Source organism: Gracilibacillus timonensis, assembly GCF_900086715.1.
In the GTDB taxonomy this organism is placed as follows: domain Bacteria; phylum Bacillota; class Bacilli; order Bacillales; family Amphibacillaceae; genus Gracilibacillus; species Gracilibacillus timonensis.
In genome coordinates this window covers 736,621-760,788 of sequence record NZ_FLKH01000012.1, presented here as the reverse complement: position 1 = coordinate 760,788, position 24,168 = coordinate 736,621, and the positions used below count along the sequence as shown (strand labels likewise).

The 24,168-nt window shown below is 39.3% G+C and carries 28 protein-coding genes; 4 read left to right on the top strand and 24 right to left on the bottom strand.

Translation table 11 applies throughout. The annotated features are described in order from the left end of the window. Positions 1-79 precede the first annotated feature (79 nt). The 9 genes from BN6556_RS14740 to BN6556_RS14700 form a co-directional block, all read right to left on the bottom strand. On the bottom strand, positions 80-2,305 hold the full coding sequence (locus BN6556_RS14740; protein WP_066192859.1) for a penicillin-binding protein: 2,226 nt from the start codon (positions 2,303-2,305) through the stop codon (positions 80-82). Positions 2,306-2,311: 6 nt separating this feature from the next. Further along, on the bottom strand, positions 2,312-2,689 hold the full coding sequence (gene ftsL, locus BN6556_RS14735) for a cell division protein FtsL (RefSeq protein ID WP_066192857.1): 378 nt from the start codon (positions 2,687-2,689) through the stop codon (positions 2,312-2,314). Positions 2,690-2,743: 54 nt separating this feature from the next. Beyond that, the gene (gene rsmH, locus BN6556_RS14730) at positions 2,744-3,682 is read right to left on the bottom strand and encodes a 16S rRNA (cytosine(1402)-N(4))-methyltransferase RsmH (RefSeq protein WP_066192855.1); all 939 of its coding nucleotides are present in this window, start codon (positions 3,680-3,682) and stop codon (positions 2,744-2,746) included. A gap of 22 nt (positions 3,683-3,704) precedes the next feature. Beyond that, positions 3,705-4,136, bottom strand: a complete 432-nt coding sequence (gene mraZ, locus BN6556_RS14725) for a division/cell wall cluster transcriptional repressor MraZ (RefSeq protein ID WP_066192852.1) — start codon at positions 4,134-4,136, stop codon at positions 3,705-3,707. 369 nt (positions 4,137-4,505) lie between these two features. Continuing rightward, positions 4,506-6,128, bottom strand: coding sequence for a bacillithiol biosynthesis cysteine-adding enzyme BshC (gene bshC / locus BN6556_RS14720; RefSeq protein WP_066192850.1), 1,623 nt, complete (start codon positions 6,126-6,128; stop codon positions 4,506-4,508). A gap of 246 nt (positions 6,129-6,374) precedes the next feature. Beyond that, positions 6,375-6,779: a DUF3397 domain-containing protein gene (locus tag BN6556_RS14715; RefSeq protein WP_066192848.1), complete on the bottom strand. Its 405-nt coding sequence runs from the start codon at positions 6,777-6,779 to the stop codon at positions 6,375-6,377. A gap of 282 nt (positions 6,780-7,061) precedes the next feature. Then, entirely contained in the window at positions 7,062-7,511 is a 450-nt protein-coding gene (locus BN6556_RS14710; RefSeq protein WP_066192846.1) for an RsfA family transcriptional regulator, read from the bottom strand. Between the two features lie 395 nt (positions 7,512-7,906). Next, the gene (gene rpmF / locus BN6556_RS14705; RefSeq protein WP_066192844.1) at positions 7,907-8,080 is read right to left on the bottom strand and encodes a 50S ribosomal protein L32; all 174 of its coding nucleotides are present in this window, start codon (positions 8,078-8,080) and stop codon (positions 7,907-7,909) included. Between the two features lie 32 nt (positions 8,081-8,112). Further along, on the bottom strand, positions 8,113-8,640 hold the full coding sequence (locus tag BN6556_RS14700; RefSeq protein ID WP_066192842.1) for a YceD family protein: 528 nt from the start codon (positions 8,638-8,640) through the stop codon (positions 8,113-8,115). Between the two features lie 152 nt (positions 8,641-8,792). Between BN6556_RS14700 and BN6556_RS14695 the strand changes: the two genes are divergently transcribed. After that, positions 8,793-9,998, top strand: coding sequence for a nucleotidyltransferase (locus BN6556_RS14695; RefSeq protein ID WP_066192840.1), 1,206 nt, complete (start codon positions 8,793-8,795; stop codon positions 9,996-9,998). A gap of 156 nt (positions 9,999-10,154) precedes the next feature. Here BN6556_RS14695 and BN6556_RS14690 read toward each other — a convergent pair whose 3' ends face one another. Next, on the bottom strand, positions 10,155-11,174 hold the full coding sequence (locus BN6556_RS14690; protein ID WP_066192838.1) for a SepM family pheromone-processing serine protease: 1,020 nt from the start codon (positions 11,172-11,174) through the stop codon (positions 10,155-10,157). A 139-nt stretch (positions 11,175-11,313) separates the two neighbouring features. Here BN6556_RS14690 and ylbJ point away from each other — a divergent pair, with 139 nt between their 5' ends. After that, positions 11,314-12,522 carry a sporulation integral membrane protein YlbJ gene (ylbJ, locus tag BN6556_RS14685; protein ID WP_392388596.1) on the top strand — a complete coding sequence of 403 codons (1,209 nt, stop codon included), beginning with the start codon at positions 11,314-11,316 and terminating at the stop codon, positions 12,520-12,522. Here the strand turns inward: ylbJ and coaD are convergent. From coaD to BN6556_RS14645, 8 genes are all read right to left on the bottom strand, one after another. Next, on the bottom strand, positions 12,475-12,954 hold the full coding sequence (coaD, locus tag BN6556_RS14680) for a pantetheine-phosphate adenylyltransferase (RefSeq protein ID WP_066192834.1): 480 nt from the start codon (positions 12,952-12,954) through the stop codon (positions 12,475-12,477). The two genes, ylbJ and coaD, sit on opposite strands and share 48 nt — an antisense overlap. Further along, positions 12,947-13,516, bottom strand: coding sequence for a 16S rRNA (guanine(966)-N(2))-methyltransferase RsmD (gene rsmD, locus BN6556_RS14675; RefSeq protein ID WP_066192832.1), 570 nt, complete (start codon positions 13,514-13,516; stop codon positions 12,947-12,949). The genes coaD and rsmD overlap by 8 nt, the downstream gene beginning before the upstream one ends. A gap of 35 nt (positions 13,517-13,551) precedes the next feature. Further along, entirely contained in the window at positions 13,552-14,061 is a 510-nt protein-coding gene (locus tag BN6556_RS14670) for a hypothetical protein (RefSeq protein WP_066192830.1), read from the bottom strand. A gap of 60 nt (positions 14,062-14,121) precedes the next feature. Continuing rightward, on the bottom strand, positions 14,122-14,397 hold the full coding sequence (locus BN6556_RS14665) for a YlbG family protein (RefSeq protein WP_078060109.1): 276 nt from the start codon (positions 14,395-14,397) through the stop codon (positions 14,122-14,124). 30 nt (positions 14,398-14,427) lie between these two features. Continuing rightward, on the bottom strand, positions 14,428-14,868 hold the full coding sequence (locus BN6556_RS14660) for a YlbF family regulator (protein ID WP_066192828.1): 441 nt from the start codon (positions 14,866-14,868) through the stop codon (positions 14,428-14,430). Positions 14,869-14,934: 66 nt separating this feature from the next. Continuing rightward, positions 14,935-15,168 (bottom strand): YlbE-like family protein, encoded by a 234-nt coding sequence (locus tag BN6556_RS14655; protein WP_066192826.1) that lies wholly within the window; start codon positions 15,166-15,168, stop codon positions 14,935-14,937. Positions 15,169-15,176: 8 nt separating this feature from the next. Then, the gene (gene ylbD, locus BN6556_RS14650) at positions 15,177-15,545 is read right to left on the bottom strand and encodes a spore coat protein YlbD (protein ID WP_148436791.1); all 369 of its coding nucleotides are present in this window, start codon (positions 15,543-15,545) and stop codon (positions 15,177-15,179) included. 70 nt (positions 15,546-15,615) lie between these two features. Beyond that, positions 15,616-16,656, bottom strand: a complete 1,041-nt coding sequence (locus tag BN6556_RS14645; protein ID WP_066192823.1) for a CAP domain-containing protein — start codon at positions 16,654-16,656, stop codon at positions 15,616-15,618. Between the two features lie 236 nt (positions 16,657-16,892). Here BN6556_RS14645 and BN6556_RS14640 point away from each other — a divergent pair, with 236 nt between their 5' ends. Both BN6556_RS14640 and ytvI read left to right on the top strand, forming a co-directional pair. Next, positions 16,893-17,258: a YugN family protein gene (locus tag BN6556_RS14640; protein ID WP_066192821.1), complete on the top strand. Its 366-nt coding sequence runs from the start codon at positions 16,893-16,895 to the stop codon at positions 17,256-17,258. Positions 17,259-17,351: 93 nt separating this feature from the next. Next, the gene (gene ytvI / locus BN6556_RS14635; RefSeq protein WP_066192820.1) at positions 17,352-18,407 is read left to right on the top strand and encodes a sporulation integral membrane protein YtvI; all 1,056 of its coding nucleotides are present in this window, start codon (positions 17,352-17,354) and stop codon (positions 18,405-18,407) included. A gap of 62 nt (positions 18,408-18,469) precedes the next feature. Here ytvI and BN6556_RS14630 read toward each other — a convergent pair whose 3' ends face one another. The 6 genes from BN6556_RS14630 to coxB form a co-directional block, all read right to left on the bottom strand. Continuing rightward, positions 18,470-18,925, bottom strand: a complete 456-nt coding sequence (locus BN6556_RS14630; RefSeq protein WP_066192817.1) for a DUF420 domain-containing protein — start codon at positions 18,923-18,925, stop codon at positions 18,470-18,472. A 56-nt stretch (positions 18,926-18,981) separates the two neighbouring features. Then, positions 18,982-19,869 carry a cytochrome c oxidase assembly factor CtaG gene (ctaG, locus tag BN6556_RS14625; RefSeq protein WP_066192815.1) on the bottom strand — a complete coding sequence of 296 codons (888 nt, stop codon included), beginning with the start codon at positions 19,867-19,869 and terminating at the stop codon, positions 18,982-18,984. Between the two features lie 369 nt (positions 19,870-20,238). Then, entirely contained in the window at positions 20,239-20,565 is a 327-nt protein-coding gene (gene ctaF, locus BN6556_RS14620; protein WP_066192813.1) for a cytochrome c oxidase subunit IVB, read from the bottom strand. Positions 20,566-20,568: 3 nt separating this feature from the next. Beyond that, a complete protein-coding gene (locus BN6556_RS14615; protein WP_066192811.1) occupies positions 20,569-21,189 on the bottom strand; it encodes a cytochrome (ubi)quinol oxidase subunit III in 621 nt (206 codons plus the stop codon). A 1-nt stretch (position 21,190) separates the two neighbouring features. Next, the gene (gene ctaD, locus BN6556_RS14610) at positions 21,191-23,050 is read right to left on the bottom strand and encodes a cytochrome c oxidase subunit I (protein ID WP_066192809.1); all 1,860 of its coding nucleotides are present in this window, start codon (positions 23,048-23,050) and stop codon (positions 21,191-21,193) included. Between the two features lie 17 nt (positions 23,051-23,067). After that, positions 23,068-24,153, bottom strand: a complete 1,086-nt coding sequence (gene coxB / locus BN6556_RS14605; RefSeq protein WP_066192807.1) for a cytochrome c oxidase subunit II — start codon at positions 24,151-24,153, stop codon at positions 23,068-23,070. Positions 24,154-24,168: the final 15 nt, after the last annotated feature.

Here is a 24,168-nt window from a genome sequence, read left to right as displayed (position 1 = left end):
CTCCTTTTTACTCTTAGAAACTATTTGTCCCAATATATGATGACTTAAGCAGGAATAGAACACTGTGTCTTATCACCTACTATCCTTCCTCTTCTGCATCCTCTGTCTCTTCCGTTTCCTCTGTTTCTTCTTCCTCTTCTGGATCAGACGGTTCTCCGCTTGGCTCTTCTAATTCGAGCATGACATAACCTTGTTCATTTAATGGTGTCCCAGGCTCAATACTTTGCTTCACCACATAACCGCTGCCGATCCATTCCACATCCAAGTCCAAAAAGTCTCTAAGCATAAGAACATCTCTAAATGACCATCCCTGCATATCTGGCATCTGTGGCTGATCAGTCACAATGAACACAGTCTGTCTAGAAGAAATTTTGTCGCCTTCTGCAATATTTACTTTATCTACTTGCTCGCCATCACCAATCACAACAGGTGCTACACCTGCTTGCTCTAACTCTTCCACTACCGCATTTGTTTGCTTACCTTCCCAGGCAGGCATATCAATGGCCTCTATTGGTTGATCTGACTCTTTATCAGGTCGAATGTTTAAATAACGCAAGCCATTCTCCATTACGTTTTTGAAAATAAAAGATACCGGTGCAGAACCTGTCTCCGTATCTTCTAATTCTGGCTCTTTTACAGAGACATAAATCATCAATTCAGGATCCTCAGCAGGGGCCATACCAATAAAAGAAAACACGTGGTTCTCCTTTCCTGTTTTATAGCCTCCCGACTCTGAATCGGGTATTTGCGCTGTTCCCGTTTTACCCGCAACGGTATAACCATCTAGGTTATAAATATTGTGTCCTGTGCCGTTTTCAGAAGAAATAACCGTTTCTAATATACTTAACGTCTCACTTGCTGCTTCTGCCGATATCGGTTCTTTTACCACTTCTGGCTGTTGCTCGGCCAGTACTTCACTTGTATCACCATCCACTACCTTACTAATTACATACGGCTTCATCATCTGTCCGCCATTAGCTATCGCGGTGGCTGCTTTCATTATTTGTATCGGGGTTGCCGTGCTTCCTTGACCAAATGAGGTGGTAACCTGTTCGATTGGCCCACCTTCCACGAGACTACCTGCTACTTCACTGGGTAGATCGATTTCAGTTTCTTTATCCAAATCAAATGATTGGAAATAATCATAGAATCGTTCCTTGCCCAGCTTTTCATAACTTAACTTGGCCGCTGCCACGTTGGAAGATCGTTGAATTCCTTCTAAGAAAGAAATCGTTCCCCAACCACGCCCACCATTGTGATCGCCAATAGAGTCCGTATTATCGGTTGCCTTATAAGTTCCAGACTTATATTCCTCGTCAGGGTTCCACACCCCAGCATCTATAGCTGCTGCCAAGGTGAAAATCTTCATCGTCGAACCTGGTTCAAATGGTGTGGAGATTACATCGTTGTACCAATTAGATACTTCATTCATATCATTCGGATTATAGCTTGGGCGGTTACCTAAGCCTAATACCTCTCCTGTTTTAGGATTCATAACCACAGCCGACACATTGGCTGGGTTGTATTGTTCGGTAACTTCTGACAAAGCGTCCTCAAGTAATGTTTGTATTTTTTGATCCAGCGTCAACACGACACTGTCTCCGTTATCTGGTTCATTAATTACTTCTTTAGGGTTAAGTAGCTTCATATTGAACTGGTCTCGCTGGTAAGAAAGACTTCCATCCACACCAGTTAAATCATCATTCATCAGCCCTTCAATGCCATTAATTCCAACAATATTGGATTCTTGTTTATCCGTTAAACCAATTGTGCGAGAAGCAAACATGCCGTTAGGATAAAAACGAATCGGTTCTTCAAGAAAATGAATCCCTGGCAGTTCTAGTTCTTCTACGGCCTCTTTCTGTTCTTGATTTAATTCCCTAGCTTGAGCACCGAATTCCACTTGGAACTGACCATTTTCAATACCTGCATTCAAACTCTCTGCTATTTCAGCTTCTTCCATTCCCAGAATAGGAGCTAATCCTGCTGCCGTCTTGTCCACATCTGTTACATGCAATGGCGATTCTGGATTACTTGTTTGACCTTCGTCTAACACAGCATATAAACGATACACCGTATGTTCTTGCGCCAACGGCATACCGGTACGATCATATATCGTTCCTCTTTCTGCTGGAATCGTATAATGATTGGTTCGTTTTTCATCAGCCAGTTGTTGTATATCGACACCAGACGCTTCCCCTGATACTTGGATATAGAGAAATCGCCCCAAAATAATGGTGAAGAGTAAAGCAAAAAGGATAATCCAGATCGTTGGCATGATTTGTGTCACCTTATTTTTCATCATCAACACCTAATCTACTAATTCATTTGCTTGCTTAACTTTGGTATTCTGAATTTTCAAACCATTTGCTTTAGCATTTTCAATAATACGCTCTGGCTGACTTAGTTCTTTTACTTCATAAGATAGATTCGTATTCACTACATTTTGTTGTTCCACTTGCGTGTTTAATGTCTCTACTTCCCGGTTGAGCTGGTCTAAGGTTGAGCTATACGAAACGATATAAGCCGACATACTCAGGAAAATAGCGGCACATGCAGCATACATAATTTTTTCGCCGCGAGTGACCCAGCGTTTCTGTACTTTTACCTTCTTCCGTACAATCTTAGGCTGCCTTACCGGCTGACTTACACTGTCATATCTAAGATCTTTAGCGTGTTGACTACTCATTCTTTTGCCACCTTTCCTTACTTAACTGATAGAGGTTGTTATAAAAATTAGTCATTATTCTTTTACTCTTTCAATGACTCTTAATTTAGCTGACTTGGACCGCCTGTTTTCCGCCAGTTCTGCTTCCGTTGCTATAATTGGTTTTTTGTTGATTAATTGGAAGGCTGGTTGATATTCACTTGGCAGTACTGGGATATTTCTCGGTAATTCTGGCGGGGTACTCCACTTTTTAAACGTTTGTTTACAGATACGGTCTTCAAGGGAATGAAATGTAATCACCGCAATACGACCATTCACTGCAATCAGTTCACCCGCTTGTTCAAGGGCATCTTCAAAAACTTGTAATTCATCATTCACCGCTATACGAATTGCTTGGAATATTCGCTTAGCTGGATGCCCACCTTTTCGCCTAGCCGGAGCTGGTATCGCCTCTTTAATGAGATCAACCAGTTCAAACGTGGTATTTATAGCTTTTTTCTGTCTTTCTGCTTCTATCTTTCTCGCTATTTGTTTTGAAAATTTCTCTTCCCCATATTTAAAGAAAATAGATACCAATTGTTCATAAGACCATTCGTTTACCACTTGAAAGGCCGTTAAACGATGATCTTGATCCATTCTCATGTCTAATGGTGCATCGTGTTGATAACTAAATCCTCTTTCTCCTCTGTCAAATTGCGGAGAGGATACACCTAGATCAAACACTACTCCATCGACTTTATTTATATTATGTTTGGCTAGCTCTTCTTGTAAGTAACGAAAGTTTTGTTTAATGAAGGTGACTTGTCCATCATATGTTTTTAAACGCTCTTTGGCTGCTTCAATGGCTGTCTGATCTTGATCAAAGGCAAACAAATGACCTGTTTTGTTCAAGTGTTGCAATAGGAATTGAGCGTGTCCGCCCCCTCCCAATGTACAATCCACATAGATACCATCTGGATTAATATGTAAATTGTCAACCGTAGCTTGCCTTAATACCGTATAATGTTCGAACATTCCGTCACCTCTTTCTCGCCGCTTACAAATCAAAATCCATCATATTCTCCGCTATTTCAGCGAAGGATTCTTCTGATACATCGACAAATTCGTTCCATTTGTCCTCCGCCCAGAATTCTACTCGATTGGATACACCGATTACCGCACACTCTTTTTCAATAGCTGCATACTTACGAAGTGGTCCTGGAATATTGATTCTTCCTTGTTTGTCTAACTCACATTCTACTGCACCTGAAAAAAAGAAACGTGTAAAGGCACGTGCATCCTTTTTAGTAAGTGGGAGCTTCTTTAATTTCTCTTCTAACTGGTGCCACTCATTCATCGGGTAAGCAAATAAACATTGGTCCAGACCACGGGTAATAACAAACTGATCGCCCAAACCTTCTCTGAACTTCGCTGGAACAATGATACGTCCCTTGGTATCAATGTTATGTTGATACTCGCCCATGAACATAGCCACGCACCCCACTTTCTTTTTTTATCGTACCACATTCCCCCACTTTACACCACTATATTTTTAAAAATAATTAAATGCTCCTATATTTAATGACAGAATGGCTTGATATATCTATGTTTTTGAATCAAAAAACAAGGTGGGGGATCGTGGGGAGAAAGTGGCAAGTCAGGAGGGATGTTTCAATCCACTTGACGACATGGGATAAATGGGGCTGCTACTTTATATCATCCAACTTATCGGTAGCGCGATTCATTCCAGGTCAACATCATTCCAAGTCCTATTATACTAAGGATTGTATGCTTTCTTTACTTATAAGAAAAAGGGAGAAGAGCCTGCTACGACTCTTCTCCCTTGATATTTGAAGTATTATAAATATACGATATAATGCTGTTCTTTCCAATCGAAGGGATAGACCAGCAATTCTTGAAACCAATTCGTACCATAACGATTAATAAAATAAATAATATTCCAAACTCTTTCTTGCAAACCATTTTGTGGATGAAGCTGCAATTCAACCGCATCAAACAATTGTAACTGTTTTTTATATTTATGTGAAAATTCTTTCTCCATCCGGTTGGCAAGCTGTTCAATTTGGTAATACATTAACTGCAGATTTTTATCAGCATATTGAGCAACATCATCCCCCAATTGCTCAGAGATATCTCTAAACGGCTGATGATTTCGCTCCAATCCTTGCTTAAATTGTTTCGTTAGTTCGCCAATCGGCTGTTGGGATTGCGCAGCCAGCCACTGTTGTTTCTCTAATTGAACTCCATGATTTATCACGGCTGCCGGTTCAAGCGCCAACTGATTCAATTGCTTGCTGACCTTTTGTTCCACCAGTGTGAAAGACAACCTCGGTAAAACAGGAGGCATCTGCAATGAGACTTGATGAAAAGCTCCTTTTAATAACGACCAGTATGCGGCCTCACTCGGACCAGCAAAAAAAGCTAGTGTCGGAAATAACATCTCCTGCATTAACGGCCTGGTTACTACATTATTGCTTAAGCGTTCTGGTTCTTTATCTGCTATTTCGAGTAATTCTGTTTGGGAGTAACAACATTCATTATGCTTCCCTATCCACTTATCTTGCTCCTTCTGCAATAAAATACGCTCACCTTCCACTTCAACAAACAAGTGAGCATCTGTTTGTTCTACCTCGACACTAAGGTGATATCCCTTTTTCTGCATTGACTGTGAAGCGTGATAGACAGCAGCACTGATATCCGGCTGTTTATTGATTAATTGCTTGAAGAAGTCCGATTCAATCCGACGAAGCTCCGGCGCACCGGAATCCACGAGAATAATTCCACTCTCAGCAAACAAATCATGGATAAATGCCGCAAAAAAATCAACATAAGTATGCGATTGTTCCAAATGATCCGCTACGCGATGAAATAATTGCTTCGTATGTGCCGTCTCTTGCAGGGAGCCAAATAGTGATTGCAACCATTTATGTGCACGTGCTTTATCCATATCTCGGTGGGATACCGACATTCTTTCTGGATGATCACTGTCTATTTTTCGTTTCTGTAAGTGCTGATCTTCTGGTATAAAAAGATGATTCACTTCATCAAAGTCATGATCTTCCCCTGCAATCCAAAAAACCGGCAGCACCGGCACTTGTAAATGTTGCTCCTGTTCTTGTGCCAAAGCAATAATAGAAATGATTTTGTGAATAGTATACAACGGTCCAGTGAGGATTCCAGCCTGCTGCCCTCCAATAACGACCACACTATCCTCCTGATTTAATCTGTTGATATTATCCATCGTTACCTCTGAAGCATACCAGCGTTTATTCAATGTACTTAGCACTTCTGTTAATGCTTTTCGTTCTGATGAGGTCTTGTGAATATCTTGCAGGCGATCTTGAAACACTTGGTTAGCATATGGATTATAATCGAATTGCTCTAACACCGTCTCCCTTTCACCTTGATAGTCCACTATAAATTTATTATGTAAATCGAGTCGATCAGATTCGATACGCATGCATCATTTACTCCTTTTTTATCAATTATATACAGTATGACAGTCCATTAGTATTGTACATAATCCGTTGAAGAAACGCACATAATTTGTTTATGAAGGTTATTCAACAAGGCCAACAAAATAACACATGGAAATTTCGAAACAGGAGCCAGACAAGTGCAGACCTGACAAGATGTATTTGGTGGGTCTTCCCAGAATGCTTGGTATGTATCCGTTGAGCCTTTTTCCCCAACATTAAACTCGCACTTATCCTATCTGCACAATGGTAAAAAAGGTGCCGATACTATAAATAATACCCGCTACACTGCCTCCTAAATACATCATGAAAAAAATCAAGAAGGCCAGCTTCCAGAATCGCTTCCAGACGTGTGTGAAGACAATATCTGTATAGAATCGCCAGTGATAGATAACCATGATTAACAGTAATAAAAGTAAGAAAGTAATAATATAGCCAAATAAGTTAATCGAGAAAAACCATTCTCCCATGGCGATCACTGAAAAAATATATAAAAGAGTTGTCCAGTCAACAGCCACATGAAAGGAATAGCGGTTTTTTCTGGTTATTCTAAATGTTATGAGGTATACGATATAAGTGACTAGCACAGGTATAGTCACCATTAAAGCAAATAAGTAGTATAATCCTTGCAACATTCTCATTCCTCATTTCTGTTCTGAAAGAAAATAGTGCGATAAAATATAAAAACTATTGCAATGTCTACTAACTATCCTTTCCCTCCTCTTCTTTTCGTCTAGCATATAAACCTTCTGATTTCTATTGGTTCATGTAATTCAATTATATAGAACATTCTTTTTCAAGCAAGTAAAATTTTCATCATTCGTCTTCTTTCCCCTTTTTATGATTGAAAGAATGATGCTCAACAAAGACAAACAAAAACCCCACTTGATAAAGTGAGGCTTACACAGCGAGTGATTTTATTCTAAGCGCTTCATTGCTTCCTTGATGATTTGGTGGAAGTCCTGATATTTCGTAATCGTTTGTTGTAATTGCTGATTCTGCTCTAGCAATTGTTGCACTTCTTGCTGTTCATTTAAACTATGATAATACTTCTGCATACGTTCCAATGATTCCAATACCTCATGTATGGCCGGTTGTCCCTTTTCTCGAATAACCATCCCACTTTCAGCTGTTGTATACGGAATATGTTTGCGGTTTTGTTTAGCCTTTTGAATGGCTTCATCATATTGTTTTCTTAACGTTGCATTCCAGCGAAATCCGCATGCAGCTGCCGTTCGAGATAGTTGATCTCCAACCTCCCGAAAAGCTGTGAGCTGTGTTTTCCCTTCTTGAATATATCGCAATACGGTCTCTGCTAACAATACATCTTCTTCATGTGACCAAGCGTCCTGTCGAATCCCTTGCAATAATGCCACCCCCTCTATTCATTGATATAATGTATGCAATTAATAGAGAGGATAGACTTATTACGAAGCAATTTCATCCCAACAAATTTTCAGAAAGAAAAAGAGAGATGAAAAGGGTGCTATTTTACACAAGGTGATGTTGATTATTTTCGCGTCTTCGGTCACTTACTCATTTGATTTATATCAACTATCTAAGCATTTTCTAGAACATCAAGAAAAATCGGACTGAACCTATTTAAAACCAAGCTAGATATGGGAAGGCCGGTACGATGATCTATCGATAGCAGGATAGGGTTTTTACATCTATTTCATGATCCAATGCCCGTTGTCGTACACAAACAAAAATAGCGTAAGGGAAATCCCCTTACACTACTATGTCGTAACCTATAATTCCATTATTGTGCTACTACTTGTTTACCGTTATATTGTCCACAAGATTTGCATACATGGTGTGGCTTAGTCAAATCACCACAGTTTGAACATTCTACCATTCCTGGTACAAGTAATTTTTTGTGTGTACGACGTTGGTTTTTTACCTTTTTCGAAGTTCTGCGCTTTGGTACTGCCATGCATTACACCTCCTTTATCAGGAAGTAAAGATCTATTCTTTACTATCTCCCTCATTACTTTTGTCATTTAATAAAGACTGCAACTTTTCCAGGCGTGGATCGACGGTATCGGATTGTTCTTCCTCCGTAAACAATGTCCATCCATGGCCTTCTGTCACTGTATTTGCTTCTAGCTGTTCTTTATCAGCAAATACTCTCATTGGAACCTCTAATATGATATTTTCCTCGATAAATGGAGTTAAGTCAAGTACTTCTCCACTTACGTAGAACACATTTTCCTCCGTATGATAACTGGATGTGGTAAACTGTTCTGCCGTATCGATATGAAAATCATACGGTACATCCACCAATGTTCTGGCACAAGGTAAAATCATCGTCCCTGTTACAGTATAAACACAGGTAATATCATCCCCGTCCATCCATGCCTTTCCTTTAACGATAACTGGCTCAATGGCACGAATGTCATTATTGCCTTCTATTAAGTTAGACACGTCCACTTTTTCATGAAACTCATATGGGACTTCCTGTGATTGCATCAATTTCTGAATAAATATTTTCATTAAAATCACCTCAAGGCAACAAGAAATATTTTAAAAGGTATTTGGCCATTTGTCAATATATTTTCTTTACACCACCACAATACTGACTTTTTTATGATATACTACAAAAGACATTTCCTTCTTCTTTACTATAACATATATGGAGGGTAAATATGAAAGCTTGCGGACTAATCGTTGAATATAATCCATATCATAATGGTCACCATTACCACTTTCAAGAGGCCAAACGAGCGACACAAGCAGAGTGTATGGTGGCAATTATGAGCGGCAATTTTCTGCAAAGAGGGGAACCTGCCATTATTGATAAATTTTCCAGAGCGAAAATTGCTGCAAAACAAGGAATAGACCTAGTGGTAGAGCTCCCTTATTTCTATGCCGTCCAACATAGCGAAATTTTTGCCAAAGGGGCTATCCATCTGCTCCATCACCTAAACGTGGACACCGTTTGTTTCGGCAGTGAACACGGTAGAATAGATGATTTTAAAAACATGTATGAATGGATCAACGCCCACCAGACAGCCTATAATGAAAAACTAACAGAGGAACTTGATCAAGGCCTCGCTTATCCAAAAGCGCATGAACAAGCCTTGGTACACATTGGCGGGGATCAATTAACACTTGATGCTACTCAGCCAAACAATATATTGGGCTATCAATACGTGAAAAACATTTATGATCATCAGGCTGCTATCAAGCCTTATACGATCTCTCGGGTCAAAAATCATTATCATGATCAGGAATTGAATAATCCAATCGCAAGCGCAACCAGTATCCGGCGTTATCTGCTTCAAAATTATCACGGAAAGGTTGAAACGGCTATTCCTAAAGAAACTTGGACTACACTACACAACTATCAACATAAACATGGTACTTGGCATGACTGGCAGGCCTATTTCCACTTGTTGAAGTATCGACTTTTAACAATGAAACCGAAGGAATTGGCAAATATCCATGGCATGAAAGAAGGACTGGAGCATCGTATGCTTCAAACAGTGAAATATGCAGACAACTTCCACGAATGGATGTCTCTTATGAAAACTAAACGCTACACATGGACAAGTTTGCAGCGACTTTTCACTCATTTGCTGACCAATACGCAGACAAGTGAAATAGAGGCATGGTTAGAAAAAGCAGAAACGTTACCAATAGTACGTGTTTTAGCAATGAATGACCAAGGACGGGCTTACCTTCGTTCCATAAAAAAACAGACAGATATTAGCTGGTATACCAGCAACAAGGCTCCTTACCCTTATCAAACACTTGATGATCGTGTCGATGCGGCCTATTACAGTATCCTGCCTAATGCCTCTCAGCAGCTACTTAGTCAACAAAGCTATCAGAAGCCATTTATCATCTAAAAAAGCAGCAGGACGCATTCCTTACTGCTTTTTTAGTATTACGTAAGTCTCGCTTTACCACAGCGTTAAGGGATCGTAAGTTTTCCGGCTATAGGAGCGGTAACCCTTAGTAGATATGGAAACCAACAATCCCTAAACCTCCTGATAATTCTGACCTTATAATCCTTCTAAATATTCCAAAGCATCGGTGAAGGTGTCTACTGGGACGACTTCCATATCTGATCCAATATCTTCAGCAGTTTGTTTGGCTACTTCAAAATTTGAGCCCTCTCTGTCTCCTTCATTAGGCGCGAAAAATATCTCGCATCCGGCATTATCGGCTGCGATTATCTTTTTATCCACCCCACCGATACGTCCAACATTTCCATGATAATCAATCTCTCCAGTACCAGCGATTTGATGTCCTTTCGTTAAATCTTCACTTGTCAGCTGATCATAGATTTCCAAAGAAAACATTAAACCAGCACTCGGACCTCCAATATCCCCGCTGGAAAAATTCAATTCAGGAGAAACGTTAACTTCTCTGTTGGTCACCAATTGAATACCTATACCAGGTTGACCATCTAGTGCATCCATTGCTTCTAAAGTGATCTCCTCCGTATGGGTTTCTCCCTCTCTATCAATGGTTAGATTTACTGTATCTCCAGGAGACTTCGATGTAACCAGGCTAATCAGGTTATCTGCCTCTTCTATCTTCTCACCGTCTATCTCAATGACCTTATCCCCTGATTGAAGCACACCATCTGCTGGCATGTCCTCCACCACAGACACAACATACACACCATTGTACTCAATATCAATGGACTGATCTGACGCCTCATATGCAACAACTTTAGAGGCTTCCTGTGAATTCTCCATCATCATTAATTGTAGTTGTCGATATTCCTCATCCGTCATATCCTCTGGCAATACTTCATTTAGAGGGAGTACATCATAATACTCTCTAAGTTGTGCCATTAAATAGGTGAACGGCGTAGCCCTGCCACCTTGAATGGTAACCAAATACATTTCCCCTTCACTGTCATATCCATCATCAACCGCTACCACTGGATCTAGTGGATCCGCATGTCCTGGCTGATGAATATAAAAGGGGAGCCGGAAGCTAAAAAAGAAAAAGACGGCGATTAACGCTATTAAAAAAGCGACAATCCTTACATTATTTTTGAATCGAAACATCCTATCCCTTCTTTCAAAATCTGATTGCATTGTCATATTTATAGGGTCCTCTAGCGTATATTAGAACGTAGGATAAACATGTAAAGCACGATATATTTTACTACTGATTATCAAAAAGGTACAGGAATGTGCTAAAGGAGTGACAAGCTTGCGAGAAAAACTACCCTCCCTATTGTATGCAACAGCGGCTTTATTTATGGCAGTAATGATCATTATCTATCCCCAGGCAGTCTTACAAGCAAGTCAAAAAGGATTGGAAATTTGGGCAAGCATCGTATTTCCTTCCTTATTGCCTTTTTTCATTATGGCAGAGTTGTTAATTGCCTTCGGTGTTGTCCATTTTATCGGTGTTCTATTTGAACCGATTATGCGTCCTCTTTTTAATGTGCCGGGCGTTGGCGGTTTCGTATGGACGATGGGGATGGCGAGCGGCTATCCATCAGGTGCCAAATACACAGCAAGACTTAGACAAGAAAAACAAATATCTCAGATAGAAGCGGAGAGACTTGTGTCTTTCACCAATGCATCGAATCCCTTATTTATTATCGGCGCCGTAGGGATTGGTTTTTTACACGATGCAAAGCTGGGTATCCTGTTAGCCCTCACCCACTATCTCAGTAATTTCTTTGTTGGGATATGTATGAGATTTTTCAAAAGGGGACAAGCAACCTCAAAAGCTCGTTACAACTTTTCCATTACGAAGGCATTCGAACAGCTTCATCAAGCTCGCATACATAAACAGCAAGCTCTCGGAAAAATATTAGGAGAAGCCGTCACACAATCGATTGAAACCTTGCTAAAGATTGGTGGCTTCATCATTTTATTCTCGGTAATCACTGAAATATTATCCACGATTCAATTGGCAGAAATATGCGCACAAGTGATTGCTTTTTTCCTGCAGGTTATACAACTACCTGTAGACTTGTCCCTTCCATTGTTCACAGGAATATTTGAACTAACCATTGGCGCTAGTGCAATTGCCCAGACAGAAGTTCCCCTCTTCTTTCAAGCGATTGCCATTTCGATTATATTGGCTTTTAACGGATTTTCCGTACAGGCTCAAGTCGCTAGTATTTTGGCAGAGACTGATATTCGCTTCCTGCCCTATTTTTTCGCTCGTCTGTTGCATGCTTTTTTTGCCGGGTGTTTTATTATCGTACTCTACCTTTTCTTTTACAGCAAAGAATTGGCTAAGCCGGCTTTGTCATTGATCGACCTTACCCAAACCACCACACTCTCATTAGAAACCTTTGGCTGGGTGATTACCTTCTTTGCTTTATTGATATACTTATATATCTTATTATTTAAATTTTTCCATCAAAGCCGTTTCAACCACACGAGGTACTAAGTCTGATACGTCGGCGTGATATTTTGCGACTTCCTTTACCACACTCGAACTTAAAAAGGAATATCGGTTATTGGTCATCATAAAAAAAGTTTCAATATCTTCGTTTAATTTTCGATTCATCGAGGTAATTTGCATTTCATACTCAAAATCAGTGACAGCCCGCAGCCCACGAACAATGGCTTGGGCTTGTTTCTCTTGGGCATAGTCCATTAACAACCCCTTGCTTGCATCCACTGAGATATTAGGGATGTCAATTGTTGCCTGTCTAAGCAACTCCATTCTTTCTTCTACTGTAAATAGCGGATGTTTTGCTTGGTTGTTAAACACGGTCACTACTATTTCATCAAATATTTTGGCCGCCCTTTTGATAATATCTAAGTGTCCATTCGTAACAGGGTCAAAGCTTCCTGGGCAAATAGCTAGTTTAGTCATGCGCTTTCGCACCTTTCTTTAAGATAGTAATCGCGGTAGTATGGTTGTATATCTCTTGTTTCCATACATGATAACAATGATTGGATAACGACATAGCAACAGCTGGATCATGTTCACAAATAACCAGACCATCTTCCTTTACAATGTCAGCAGAGAAAATACTCTCTAACAGTTTATCATAAGATACCTTATGATAAGGAGGATCTAGAAAAATAATATCAAATAACATCTTTCGTTTTTGTAATGCCTTTATCGCTCGAAAGGCATCATTTCGATATATTTCAGTGGATTCCTCTACATGCAATTGCTGAACATTTTGATGAATGACAGAAATCGCCTTTGCTTGTTTATCCACTAGTACAGCGTAATCGACTCCTCTGCTCATCGCTTCCAAAGCAAGTCCACCACTTCCCGCAAAAAGGTCAAGACATTGGCCGCCATCAAAAAAGGGACCAATCATTTGAAACAAGGATTCTTTTATTTTATCTCCTGTTGGTCTTGTCAACTGATTAGGGACTGCTTGAATTCTATTTCCTTTAAATTTACCAGCAATGATTCTCAATTGGCTGCTACCTCCATTCTCTGTCGCAAATCTTTTTAAATATAGCATAAAAGCAGGAATATTCTCAAATGTGTTTGTATATTTTTCATTCTTTTGGGTAACCTTATATTAAAGCAACAAGGATGAGTTGCTTTAGTCGGAGAAGACTTACATTTCCCCATAAGTTCTTCTTCCGGTTTCTCCTCTCCCTTTATCTTTTTATCATCTCCTGTTTGAGACGATAAAAAGAGCCTGCAGTTGAATAAGCTGCAGGTTTTTTTTCGGTGTAAGCAAAGTATGAATAGAGCTCCTTCTATAACAAGGTACTTGTACAGAGTTTGATCGTCGATGACGACCGTTTTTTCGATTTTCCCTCGGATTTTGGCCGTCATTTCCATGATGACGACCATTTCAGCGCTTCTCCCTCGGATTTTGGCCGTCATTTCCATGATGACGCCCATTTCGGTGCTTTCCCCTCGGATTTTGGCCGTCATTTCCGCGATGACGCATAGGACGACGATGGACAAATGATCGATCATATAAAAAATGCCACACGTTTGGCCCATTAGCAATCTCCGCCAATGGGCCCAGCATACTCTCTAAGTATTAACCTGACAAAACGGGGTTTATATCCCCATTTTATAGTCTAGTTCCTTTTCCTCTATTTTTACTTTCTCTTCAAATTCTGTTTTTATATATGGTTTAAAGGACGGATCTACTCTAGTTACAAATGGCAGCTTATTCAATGCAACCGTAGTATCTTCCACATCCTCTTGATTGACATAAATAATCGCGTACTTTAATTTTTTTGATACATGAACCATATGGCCATATCGTTTAATATGTTTAATATGCTTCATTTGATGAAACCAAACAACGAGGCCCTGTCTGCTTACAATCACGATGACACCTCCCTTTTTAAATCGATCTATTTATGAAACTTTACAGCTGCAACCACCGCCAGATCCGCAACCACAGCCACTATCGGTTAATGCCGCACCATCCAGAGGAACTTTCACATTATCACTGACACTGTAAGCCACCAATTGGCTAATCTCATCTAAAAATTTCTGCAACGAAGTCTCCGCCATCTTATAGGAAGCAATCGTATCATGCATATCCATCTCTCTTTTCGTTGCACGGATGTCCTTCATAATTTGACTATAGTCCGGGTGATACCGGCCAAAACGCTCTACTTCTTCGTAGGCTTCTTTCATATGATTAAAACGACGAATCAATTCTTGTGCTTTCTGATCTTCTTCCATCACTTGCTTCGCCTGATAAAATTCTTCCATTACCTCAGAAGACAATACCATTTGCCCTAAATCCTCTGATTCATCTAATATATCGACAATTTCTATTGTTGTTAACATTTAATCTATCCACCTCCATACCCTTATCATACCAATTTTGACATAGAAAAAAAAGGGGGCAGTTTCTTAATCATTCCAAGAACCTGCCATTTGCATAAGCAATTGAATCATTTGCATATTTTGTTGTACTCGTTCCATCCTTTGTGGCAAGGTTTTACCATAATACTGTTTGGCCATGACCTCTAATTCTGCTACCCTGGCAGGTTCACGAGTTAAATAACGATACCATTCTGGATGCAGCCGGACAAATTTCCACAATTCTTCTTTTTGTTGTAGATAACGATACGTATCTAATTCCATAACGCCTCCTAATCTCTTGTATGATGCTGAAATGGATGCTGGGATGACGATGTTTGATTATTACGATAATCCTTAAATTGACCAATTAACGTTACTACATGATCAATCGCACCACTCAAGCCGTTGATATGTGTTTCAATTTGGTCGACATCTAGCTGTTCCACATGTTTCCATAATTTCTTCAAGAGTTGTTCATTGTCTTTTTCTTTTTTATCGCTAGTCTTATTCGTGTATTTTTTCCATGAGGGATCATCCTCTCCTAATAACACATATTGCTCGAATGCCTCCTGAAGCCCGATTTTTCCATTACGGACTTCTTGCAGTAACTGTGGGTGTTTTTGGATAAATTGTTTGAACTCTTTCACTTTGGGATTCATAAGTAATCCCCCCTCTTGCATGTATTCTACTATTATAATTATGCATAAACGATTTCTATGTGCGTTCTCCCTATTTTTTTAGAAAATTTTGCGTATAATGTGTTCGATGCACCCCGACACCCAGATGAGTATACTCTTCTTTAAGCAAGGCTTCTCGCTGTCCCTTATGGTGAAGCCATTGATGGATAACCTCCACTGCATCAGGAGAATGTATGGCGATGTTTTCACCAGCTGCTGTATAATCAATACCTGCCATATCCAAACGTTTCACTAAGCCCTCCCCATTTGAACTAGAATGAGAAAAAAATTCTTCTTCTCTCATCTCTTCACTATGAGACTTAGCAACTTTGGCTGTCCTTTCATCCCAGCTAAGCTCCGTTAGCTCTTGATTGCGACGAATACTATTGGTGATTTCCAGCATTTGTTGTGCCTCTGCTTCCTCTATTAACTGCCATTCCTGATCAGTAGGCTCTTTAACTTCTTGTAATTCACCGGTATAATACATTGGATATGGGTGTAATTGTTCTAACATCTCCTCATTCATAAAACGGACACCCGCTACTGCTGCTTCCCCCTCATCTAAAAACAATTGGGCAAGAACTTGATCATTTAATGACAGAAGGGGACGCTCTACCATATCTTCATCCGATAGCTTTATTTGAAATAGATCGAAATCAAGCGTCTGCTGCCAATCATACTCCTCTTCCAGTGTTTCTGTCGTTTCTCCTATTTTGACAGGAGATGTGGATAGTACGTCCGAATTGGTATATATCCCAAGAATACGCTTATCCTTTACGGCTATTTGCAGATAGTGATCTGCCTTGTTAAATATCCACCACTCCCATTCGAAAAGAGACGGATCTTTACGTTCAGGTTTTCCATACATTTTTGTAAAAATATTGACTGGCTGATCAATAAAATACCAAAGAGGGGCATCGTCCCCAAAAATAAATAAATCTGTAGGTAATGGCGACTTTTTCTCGAGTAGGACGTGGTGACTGTCGTGCTGAATAACCTTCACAGAAGAATCCAATTTTACTTGAACGAACAACAATGTCGTTATGATAATAAAAAAGATACAGACAATAACAAGTATCACCTTTGTTTTCATTTAATTTCTCCTTCCCTATCCGTATCATCATCCTGTGTTAAGCGTTTGTTTCTACCATACTTTCTGAAAAGTTAAAACAAAGACACTACGGTCGCTATACATCCTGATAAGTCACACTTTATCTCATATGTATGCAATTGATTTTCTTTCATGAAAGTTTTTGACTAAGAATAATTGCATCTTGTTTCAATTCATAATATGATAGGATTAGTGATTATTATAGATGAGGTGAAGGTATGAAATTTACAGATATTGGATTGGAAGATTTAATTATCGATTTGAAACCGCTAGATCATGCGATGGAGCAAGCTAACTTTGTACGAGCTTCACAATGGGATTATGAACGTGTTACATACGACTACAAAATTAATTCTGCGGAAAATAATATTACATACTATATACGTGTTCAAGGATATGCCCTCGAAGGAGATGTAGATCGCGGTGATGCAGTTATTAAATTAATGACACCTTTACTTGGAAAACATTATTATCCCCATGGTGTCGAGTACGGTGAGAATGAAGACTTCCCAGAAAGTATCGTCAACCGCACAGAAAATTTATTGAAAACTGCTAAAGAAAATATTGTACCATTTACTAAGTGATATAACTCTAGTAAACACGGCTGCAATGACCATGCAGTCGTGTTTTTAAGAATGAGTTCTTGTGTAATGAGAGAGGAGTTTATGTAAATTTCAATGAAGAAACCAACTAAAAAACAAGTTAGTATTACCTTGATTGTTTTAGCTCTACTGCTTGCTGCGTATTTCATTTTGCCTGTTTCTATACCTCTTATCCTGGCATTCCTTACAGCGCTAATTCTGAACCCTCTTGTTCGTTTAATTACAAATAGATTAAGATTAAATCGTAAACTAGCCGTTACTCTTGTGTTTCTATTGTTTATTATTTGTTTAGGTGTGGTTGGTTTTTTCACAGTCACCAAAACCATTGGACAGATTGTAAACTTCGCTGAGAATGTCCCTAGTTATATGATGCAATTAAATCAACAATTAGGCGAATGGGAAGCGGAATTAGATACCTTTAGCGAGAACCTGCCCGAACAGGTAATTGAAGAAACCAAATCACAAATACAGTCGACAACTACCTCCATTGGTGATAAATTAAGGGAAGTCCTAACAATCGAACAGATTACCTCCATTATTGGTAAAGTCCCAGAGTATTTGATTAGTTTTATCGTATATTTAATTGCCTTGTTTATGTTTATGCTGGAAGTTCCTCGTTTAAAAGTAATGATGTACAACCATTTAAAAGATAATACAGCGGAAAAGGTAAGCTTTATGACGCAACGCTTAGCCAATGTTTTCTTCGGTTTTTTCAAAGCACAATTTCTTGTAAGCCTTGTAATCTTCATTGTTACGTTAATCGGATTATATATCATCCTTCCAGAATATGCTTTGCTAATGTCTTTAATTATTTGGGTTATTGATCTAGTACCTATTCTCGGTTCTATTATTATTTTAGGTCCTTGGTGTGTATATGTATTCTTTACCGGCGACGTACTGCTTGGCACGCAACTAGCCATTCTTGCCATTATATTATTGGCAATCCGCAGAACAATGGAACCTAAGGTAATGGGAACTCAGATTGGCTTGTCCCCTCTTGCAACGTTAATTTCTATGTATATCGGTTTGAAACTATTAGGAATATTCGGCTTTATCATCGGACCTTTGATCGTTATTCTCTATAACTCCGCTAAAGAATCAGGTATTATTAAAACCAACTTTAAGATATAACTAAAAAACTCGCAGCTGCTCTGCATTTTGAGCAAGTGCGAGTTTTCTTATATATAGTATCATTAACCGCCTAAAATAGCCTTTAACAAACTTGTTGTCTCTCCACCATCATATAACACGTACAATAATATGTACACCGCACAACCCGTGATTGCGGTAAAAAACCAAATAACACTCGTTATCGGACCTATTTTACGATGTTTTTTTATGTTGCGCTTCCAGGCAAGTGTTAGTGTTGTTATACCGAACACTGCGCCAACAGTCGCAAGTATAATATGGAAGATAAGAAAGATGGTATAATATAGTTCTAATTCTTCCGGTCCCCCAAAGCTTGTATTTCCAATAAAGGCTGTCCGTGACAAATAAATAATAAAAAAGATTAAAGCGCTAATCGCAGCCGCAGTCATCGTACGCTTATGTGCCTTATACTTTTTCAAAGCAACAAAGCGCCATCCGATTGCCACCAAAATGGCACTTATCAAAATAAAAGACGTACTTATAGTAGGTAAGATCTCCATGTAACACATTCCTTCCACTCTTATACTAACTCTTGCTTGTCTTATTGCAGAAAAACTTACGGTTGCTTAACGCTATGCTGTGGCAACGGATCTACTTTATCAGTACCCTTATTAAACCAAGGGAAAAAGATTTTGGCGATTACGGCACCATATATAATCTCTTGGGTAATCTTCATGATGATACCGCCTAGCTGTTGATCTTCTAATACACCGATAGGCGAGAACATCTCAGGACCGCTCAAGGTTAGACCATCCAAAATATCGGTTGGTACACACAATGCCAAGGCTTGAACCCAGCTTCCTGTTGCTCCAAATGTAGTATATATGTCCACCATGGAAAAAATAATTAAAGCACAAGCCGGAGTAATCAACATGCCATTACCTGCCATATAACCAATTTTCAGTAATGGTGACATCGTGTCCATTTCCTTAATAGGTGTAAAAATTGGCCACCACATGATAAAGGCAGATACCAACAAGATCAGAGAAATGGATGTATGAGCCCATTCATTGGCCTTGGCAAAATCGAACACCACTGGAATATGATAAATCGAAAATAAGCCGTTAAATAAGAGGATGGCAATTAATGGCTTGGTTAATATCCTTAATACAAACCCCAGTACAGGCAATGAAAAAATCCGTTCCCATACCCACTTTGGTAATCCCTTAATGATTAATATAGGGAATAACAGGCAATAAAGAGCCATCTGCAACATGTGCGATGTAAACATAATGTGTGATAACAGGTCAATAGGTGCACCTTTTATCACATATAATAACAATAAGCCACCATAAAAAAACTTAATCTGACTAATCGTTGCCTTTTTATCGTCTTGTCTACGAATAAAGATAATGTAATAAAGAATTCCTAAGCAGGCCACAAAGATTGCAAAATATGGACTCCAAAGTGCCCGAAAACCAAAGATACTTAAATCCTGCCACATGTATATCACTCCAATTAATATCGAATTACACTATTTCTTATTATACAAAAGATACGGCGGATTAAAAAGGATAAAGCAAATCTTATTTTAACAATTTCATGAACATGTCATTCTCATTACCTTTGCCATCACTATTCACTTCCTCTTTCAAGCTGCTGATTTACTGGCAAGTGGGCATTCATTCGAAACATCCTTTCACGAAATATAGCAGTAAAATAAACAAAGCAAAATCCGCCCGGTCCTTTATTACTATCCGAAACTAGATACTAACTGCCGATTCGTTCAAAACCTATTATGCCAAAATTCTATACTTTCTGATAAAAAAGACTTGAGGGGCATGTAATCACGCCCTCTCAAGCCTTATTTGTATTACCACCAGACAAGCACAGCTAATGCCAAGATTGTTAAAAAGGCGGTAAAGACCCCTCCATAAAACATAACGGATGGTAATTCATGTCCTTTATGACTCATATGCATAAAATAATAAAGTTGAAATCCAACCTGTACTGCCGCTAGAAGGAGTATAACAGGAACAATAAATAATTTGTCTAAACCAGCCATAACCATTCCGAAAGAAACTAATGTAAAGATAATCATTAAAGCAAACGTAATGACTTGCTGCTTCATTTCCTGCTTTCTTTTTTCTTTTTCATACGCTTCTTGCTGTTCTAATGTTCCAACTGTTTTATCCGTCATTATTTAGAGCACCCCCATCAGATAAACTACTGTGAAGATGAATACCCACACAACATCAATAAAGTGCCAATATAAACTTGCAATGTAAAACTTCGGCGCATTATATAAATTCAAGCCACGCTTGCTATTACGAAGCATTAGGGCAATGATCCATGATAAACCAAACACAACGTGGCCTCCATGAAAGCCTACTAATGTATAGAATGCCGAACCGAAAGCAGATGAACGCAACGTAAATTCATATTCATGAATATAATGAAAGAACTCATATAACTCAAAACCAAGGAAGCCAAGTCCTAAAGCAACAGTAATACCAAGCCAAATCATCATTCTTTTAAAGTCATTATTCTTCATGTGGTACATAGCGTACACACTGGTTAATGAACTGGTTAAAAGCAGCATCGTCATGATAAATACAAGCTCTAAACCAAATAGTTCCTCTGAAGAAGCGCCGCCATTCGTCGAATCGTTTAATGCCAAATAGGTACCAAACAAACTAGCGAAAAGGACTGTTTCTCCACCAAGGAAAAACCAAAAGCCCATGAACTTATTCTTTCCTTCTAAGGTGGCTTGTTCAGGATTATGAGGCATATGATCTGGATTTAATACATCTTGTTCACTCATTTTATTCCTTCGCCTCCTTTTGCAAATCTTCTTTATGGATGTGATAGCCAGTATCGTCTTTCAACGATCTTGTGAGCATACAGCCTAATGCAATGCCCATTCCAATAAATACTGCGGTTAACCAAGCCAAATTATCCTTTTGATAAATAAAGCCAAGTCCTGCAATAAAGAACCCTACCGACATGATAAACGGCAAGAAAGAGTTATTCGGCATATGGATATCTCCAAGTGGCTCTGCCGGTGTCATACCTTTACGCCCTTCCATCTTTTCAATCCATAAAGGATCTAACGCACGAACCAATGGCAATTGCTTGAAATTATAAAATGGTGGAGGTGAAGGAATAGCCCATTCCAAAGTACGCGCATCCCAAGGATCGCCACCAACTTTTTTGTTTTGAATAGATGTTTTCACAATATTGATGAGTAGTATAATCGTTCCTACCCCCATCAGCATGGCACCAATAGAACTTATTAAATTCCCTAAGTCCAAATGCTGACCTTCCAAGAACACCCAGTAACGTCTTGGCATCCCCATTAAACCAAGGAAGTGCTGAACAAAGAACGTCATATGGAAACCAATAAAGAAGATCCAAAATGTCCATTTACCTAATTTTTCATCTAAGATTGTACCAAACATTTTTGGCCACCAATAGTGTGTACCAGCAATTAAACCGAATACGACACCACCCACAATAACATAGTGGAAGTGCGCAACAACGAAATAGGAATCATGATATTGATAATCCGCCGAAGCGGCAGCTAACATAACTCCTGTCATTCCGCCGATTGTAAAACTAGGAATAAAACCAAGTGCCCACAGCATGGCGGTATTAATCCGGATATTCCCTTCCCAAAGGGTAAACAACCAGTTAAATATCTTAATACCAGTTGGCACCGCAATCGCCATCGTCGCTACCGCAAAAATGGAGTTAGCCGCTGGTCCCATACCTACTGTAAACATATGGTGAGCCCATACCATAAAACCTAGAAAACCAATTAATACCGTAGCAAACACCATAGCGGTATAACCAAATAATCGTTTCCTAGAAAATGTCGAAATAATCTCACTAAAAATACCAAATGCTGGTAAAATCAGAATATAAACCTCTGGGTGACCAAAAATCCAGAATAAGTGCTGCCAGATGACGGCATTACCACCCATATTCGGATCAAAGAACCCTGCTCCAAATAAACGATCAAACATCATTAAGAATAACCCGACCGTTAAGGCTGGAAAGGCAAATAGAATAAGAACACTTGCTACAAATGCTGTCCAAGTAAACAATGGCATACGCATATAAGTCATACCTGGCGCCCGCATATTTACAATCGTTACAAGGAAGTTAATCCCGCCCATTAATGTACCCGCACCAGAGATCTGCAATCCTAATACATAATAATCTACCCCATGACCTGCAGAAGTGGTGGATAAAGGCGCATATGCTGTCCAGCCTGCATCAGCTGCACCACCGGTAAACCAGCCTACGTTCAGTAAGATACCCCCAAATAAAAATAACCAAAACCCTAATGAGTTTAAGAATGGAAATGCCACATCACGTGCCCCGATTTGCAAAGGCACAACGGCATTCATAAATGCAAAAACTAATGGCATGGCAGCCAAAAAGATCATGGTCGTTCCATGCATAGTAATTAATTCATTATAGAAACCTGCACTAACAAAGTCATTCATCGGTTTCATTAACTGTATCCTGATTGCAAGTGCTTCTAAACCACCGAGGATAAAGAATAATCCCCCAGCAACCAGGTACATGATAGCAATTTTCTTATGGTCCACTGTGGTTAAATAATCCCACAAGGTGGAGCCGAAACTTTTTTTATTCGTTGCTGCCAATGTACTCACGTGTCATTTACCTCCCTTTAGTTCTCTGTCGATTCATTCTCCCTAAATTGTTTCACACTATCAACTGGTTCCTCTGTAGCCTTTAGTTCCATTAAGAAATCAGCAATCTGTCCAGCTTCTTCTTCCGAAATGGAGTTATCCTCAAGATATGGCGCATCCAGCATACCATTTCCAGGTTTGATACTAGCTGGATCAAGAATCCAATCAACCAGTTCCTCTTTATTAAAATCATTAATACCAGCTATTAACGAGCGATTACCAAAGTCTGCCATATTAGGCCCTACTACTGGATTATTGGAGCTGGCATCGATGGCATGACAGCTGACACAGCTATTTTCGAATAATTGCTGACCTTCTGTTGCTTCAGCAGTATACTCAGGATCCGTGTTCTGCATACCTTCTACCCATTGATCATACTCTTCCTGACTTACGACAACGATCTTGAAGTCCATTAAAGAGTGTGAGTCCCCACAGAACTCGGCACATTTACCCCAATATACACCCTCTTCTTCTGCTTCAATATACATTGTATTTTCATTATCTGGATTTACATCCATTTTACCTGATATAGATGGTACCCAAAAGGAGTGAATAACATCATTGGACATCATATTCAAGTAAACTCTTTCATCAACTGGGATGTATAATTCTTGACTGGTTTGAATTTCTTCATCTGCATATTCAAAGTTCCACCAGAATTGCATACCAGTGACATTGACGTTGATGCTGTCCTCTTTTGGACCTTCATCTGCCAGGCCATATGTAACGGCTACTGTCGGAATCGCAATAATAATCAAAAGAATAATTGGAATAACTGTCCAGATTACTTCTAATGTGTGATTCCCTTCCACTTGTTTTGGTACGTGATCTTCTTGTCCCTTTTTCTGTCGGAACTTGCCAATGACATAAAAATAAATGACCATAACTGCAATAAAGACCACAATCATTACTAGAATGGATACAATAATAACAACCATTGATTGTTGTGCCCCGTATCCTTTTGGCGTAAATGCACTTAGGTTTTCTTTACCGCATGCAGAAAGTACCATTGCCAAAAACGAAAATAAGGCTAGCGTTCGGATTTTTCCCATCCAATCTCTCATTTTTAACCCTCTCTT

Coding starts and splice junctions, on each gene's coding strand:
- BN6556_RS14740 (WP_066192859.1), bottom strand. CDS start 2,305: ATGATGAAAAATAAGGTGACACAAATCATGCCAACGATCTGGATTATC.
- ftsL (WP_066192857.1), bottom strand. CDS start 2,689: ATGAGTAGTCAACACGCTAAAGATCTTAGATATGACAGTGTAAGTCAG.
- rsmH (WP_066192855.1), bottom strand. CDS start 3,682: ATGTTCGAACATTATACGGTATTAAGGCAAGCTACGGTTGACAATTTA.
- mraZ (WP_066192852.1), bottom strand. CDS start 4,136: ATGTTCATGGGCGAGTATCAACATAACATTGATACCAAGGGACGTATC.
- bshC (WP_066192850.1), bottom strand. CDS start 6,128: ATGCGTATCGAATCTGATCGACTCGATTTACATAATAAATTTATAGTG.
- BN6556_RS14715 (WP_066192848.1), bottom strand. CDS start 6,779: ATGTTGCAAGGATTATACTACTTATTTGCTTTAATGGTGACTATACCT.
- rpmF (WP_066192844.1), bottom strand. CDS start 8,080: ATGGCAGTACCAAAGCGCAGAACTTCGAAAAAGGTAAAAAACCAACGT.
- BN6556_RS14700 (WP_066192842.1), bottom strand. CDS start 8,640: ATGAAAATATTTATTCAGAAATTGATGCAATCACAGGAAGTCCCATAT.
- BN6556_RS14695 (WP_066192840.1), top strand. CDS start 8,793: ATGAAAGCTTGCGGACTAATCGTTGAATATAATCCATATCATAATGGT.
- BN6556_RS14690 (WP_066192838.1), bottom strand. CDS start 11,174: ATGTTTCGATTCAAAAATAATGTAAGGATTGTCGCTTTTTTAATAGCG.
- coaD (WP_066192834.1), bottom strand. CDS start 12,954: ATGACTAAACTAGCTATTTGCCCAGGAAGCTTTGACCCTGTTACGAAT.
- BN6556_RS14670 (WP_066192830.1), bottom strand. CDS start 14,061: ATGGGCCAAACGTGTGGCATTTTTTATATGATCGATCATTTGTCCATC.
- BN6556_RS14660 (WP_066192828.1), bottom strand. CDS start 14,868: ATGTTAACAACAATAGAAATTGTCGATATATTAGATGAATCAGAGGAT.
- BN6556_RS14655 (WP_066192826.1), bottom strand. CDS start 15,168: ATGGAATTAGATACGTATCGTTATCTACAACAAAAAGAAGAATTGTGG.
- ylbD (WP_148436791.1), bottom strand. CDS start 15,545: ATGAATCCCAAAGTGAAAGAGTTCAAACAATTTATCCAAAAACACCCA.
- BN6556_RS14645 (WP_066192823.1), bottom strand. CDS start 16,656: ATGAAAACAAAGGTGATACTTGTTATTGTCTGTATCTTTTTTATTATC.
- BN6556_RS14640 (WP_066192821.1), top strand. CDS start 16,893: ATGAAATTTACAGATATTGGATTGGAAGATTTAATTATCGATTTGAAA.
- ytvI (WP_066192820.1), top strand. CDS start 17,352: ATGAAGAAACCAACTAAAAAACAAGTTAGTATTACCTTGATTGTTTTA.
- BN6556_RS14630 (WP_066192817.1), bottom strand. CDS start 18,925: ATGGAGATCTTACCTACTATAAGTACGTCTTTTATTTTGATAAGTGCC.
- ctaG (WP_066192815.1), bottom strand. CDS start 19,869: ATGTGGCAGGATTTAAGTATCTTTGGTTTTCGGGCACTTTGGAGTCCA.
- ctaF (WP_066192813.1), bottom strand. CDS start 20,565: ATGACGGATAAAACAGTTGGAACATTAGAACAGCAAGAAGCGTATGAA.
- BN6556_RS14615 (WP_066192811.1), bottom strand. CDS start 21,189: ATGAGTGAACAAGATGTATTAAATCCAGATCATATGCCTCATAATCCT.
- coxB (WP_066192807.1), bottom strand. CDS start 24,153: ATGAGAGATTGGATGGGAAAAATCCGAACGCTAGCCTTATTTTCGTTT.